At 41.7% G+C, this 554-nt stretch carries 1 protein-coding gene and 1 pseudogene; both read left to right on the plus strand.

All coding sequences use genetic code 11. The features are described from left to right. A pseudogene (locus tag AC805_RS26475) lies at nucleotides 1-204 on the plus strand (ATP-binding protein); the annotation flags it as partial. A gap of 12 nt (nucleotides 205-216) precedes the next feature. Continuing rightward, on the plus strand, nucleotides 217-372 hold the full coding sequence (locus AC805_RS25720; RefSeq protein ID WP_156341443.1) for a hypothetical protein: 156 nt from the start codon (nucleotides 217-219) through the stop codon (nucleotides 370-372). Nucleotides 373-554 lie beyond the last annotated feature (182 nt).

Consider the following 554-nt stretch of genomic DNA (forward strand, 5'->3'; position numbering starts at 1 on the left):
TTGAAAGTTTGGGCTGATAAAAGACCAGATCCAATCAAGGAAGGATTGAAGCAGTTAGATAAATATTTGTCGGGTTTGAGTTTGAATACAGGATGGTTGGTGATTTTCGATCGCCGTAAGGGTTTGCCGCCGCTAAGCGATCGGACGACTACTGAGAATGTCATTAGTCCCGCAGGGCGAGAAATTATTGTGATTCGAGGCTAAAGACTGCTTGCTATGTCAGTACCAGAACCAATTTTAGTTGTTTATAGCGAACCGCCTAAAGCGATCGCTAACAGACATCCGCCAATCACGAGCAGACTGGCGGATATTTATGGATTGATGCAATCTGACTTGGATGGATGTGAATTGATAGGACTATGTCACTGTTGATAATCTTCTCCGTAATTAGGGCTTGCTGAAAAAGAGACTAAGCGGAAAGTAAGAGGCAAAGAGGAAGAGAATCATACTTTGCCTGTCTACTAGGAAATTGCCAAGAAAAAGAATTAAAGCTACGGATTGCTTTTACAAAAGGAAGAAGCAAGAGTTGGGAGCCAAATATAAGCAAAGAAAAA

The organism is Pseudanabaena sp. 'Roaring Creek' (genome assembly GCF_001402795.1).
Taxonomy (GTDB): Bacteria; Cyanobacteriota; Cyanobacteriia; order Pseudanabaenales; family Pseudanabaenaceae; genus Pseudanabaena.

Excerpts from the sequence above, each read along its gene's own strand:
- AC805_RS25720 (WP_156341443.1), top strand. The coding sequence starts at position 217 with ATGTCAGTACCAGAACCAATTTTAGTTGTTTATAGCGAACCGCCTAAA.